Consider the following 1,629-nt stretch of genomic DNA (forward strand, 5'->3'; position numbering starts at 1 on the left):
AGAAGCCGTTGTCGTACCGATCATGGTGGGCGTGAGTTCGAGGTCGTCGACTCGGTCGGGTGATCTCGTGGCCGACCGGGTATGAAAGCGGGGCCTCCCGCACAGCTCGAGGGTGTCGAATCCAACCGAGCAACAGGAGGCCCCTGGTGCTGCAGTCTTCCGTGCCGGCGCCGATGGCGTCCAACTCGGCTGCCCTGTCGTGTGATTGTCTCGCTCATCGGTTCGGGAATGCTGCGGACCGGCCGTACAGGCGACCGAGGTATCCATCGGACATGAGCGACGCGGAGTGGGCGGTCGTACGGGACGCGATGCCGGTGCCCGGCTGGCTGGAGGGCCACGGCGGACAGCCGGAGGGCTATTGCCACCGGCAGATGGTCGACGCGGTGCGCTACCTGGTCGCGGGCGGCATCACCTGGCGGGCGATGCCGGCGGACTTCCCCGCGTGGGACCGTGTCTACGCCTTCTTCCGGCGCTGGCGGGACAGGGGCCTGACCGCCGAGTTCCACGACCGGCTGCGCGACCGGGTCCGCCGGGATGCGGGCCGGGATGCGGAGCCGACGGCCGGCATCATCGATGCGCAGTCGGTGAAGGCAGCCGCGTCGGTGCCTTCCGTGACCAGGGGCTTCGACGGCGGGAAGAAGGTCAACGGCCGCAAGCGGCACATCGTGGTGGACACCCTCGGACTGCTGCTGGCCGTGATGGTGACCGCGGCCTCGGTCACCGACCGGGACGCGGGACAGACACTGCTGGCCCGGCTGCGTGAGCGGCACTGGCGCGTCACGCGGGTGTGGGCCGACGGCGGCTACACCGGGCGCCTGGTCGACCTCGCCCGCGACGCCTGGCGGATCGCGCTGACCGTGGTCAGGCGCAGCGACGACACCAGCGGCTTCACCGTGCTGCCGAAGAGATGGCTGGTGGAGCGCACATTCGCGTGGCTGATGCACTCACGCCGGCTGGCCCGCGACTACGAGACGCGCACCGACACCTCGGAGGCGGTGATCAAGTGGGCGATGAGCACGGTCATGAGCCGCCGCCTCGCCCGACGGGCACGCTGAACAGCCCCGGCCGATCCTCCGCCACCCAGCCCCGCACGGCCAGCCGCTTGGCCTTCGACCGCACCCCTTCCACCTTCGCCGGGACCGGCTCCAGCCCGAGGGCGGCCGCGAGTTGACGACAGTCCATCGCTTCCCCGAGCCTCCCGTTCCCGCCGGTCAGGACGTCCATGATCCGCCGGTAGTCCGGCGCGAGAACCGCCGGGGCGAGCCCTTCCTCCCAGTGCGGCACGACTGAGCCGGGCACCGCCTGTCTGACCTGCACCGGCCGTTCGCCGGCCACCACGACCGGCGCCGCGTCCTCGCCTCCGCGGGGCTCCGCCAGAACCTCACCCACCGTCTCACGGGCGATCACGAACCGCTCCCACACCGCCTCGGCCTCCCGCAGCTCGGCCTGGAGAGCCTCCACCCGCTGCCGAGCGGCGCGTTCACGCTCCTCCAGCAACCCCATCACCGACGGCATCCCGGCACCTCCACCGAAGAGACGACACGACACCCCGTCCTTCCCGCCGAAACACCGCCCCTACACCTGACCAGCGGAAACAGACCCGCCGCTCTCGGAAAGACAACGGCTTCT

2 protein-coding genes are annotated in these 1,629 nt (G+C 70.8%); one reads left to right on the forward strand and one right to left on the reverse strand.

The annotated features are described in order from the left end of the window. Positions 1-272 precede the first annotated feature (272 nt). Complete coding sequence (locus tag ABZV94_RS41510) at positions 273-1,055, forward strand: IS5 family transposase (RefSeq protein ID WP_356350275.1); 783 nt, start codon at positions 273-275, stop codon at positions 1,053-1,055. Here the strand turns inward: ABZV94_RS41510 and ABZV94_RS41515 are convergent. Next, positions 1,021-1,515 (reverse strand): hypothetical protein, encoded by a 495-nt coding sequence (locus tag ABZV94_RS41515; protein WP_356350278.1) that lies wholly within the window; start codon positions 1,513-1,515, stop codon positions 1,021-1,023. The two genes, ABZV94_RS41510 and ABZV94_RS41515, sit on opposite strands and share 35 nt — an antisense overlap. Positions 1,516-1,629: the final 114 nt, after the last annotated feature.

It is taken from the genome of Streptomyces sp. NPDC004658 (assembly GCF_040609555.1).
Taxonomy (GTDB): Bacteria; Actinomycetota; Actinomycetes; order Streptomycetales; family Streptomycetaceae; genus Streptomyces.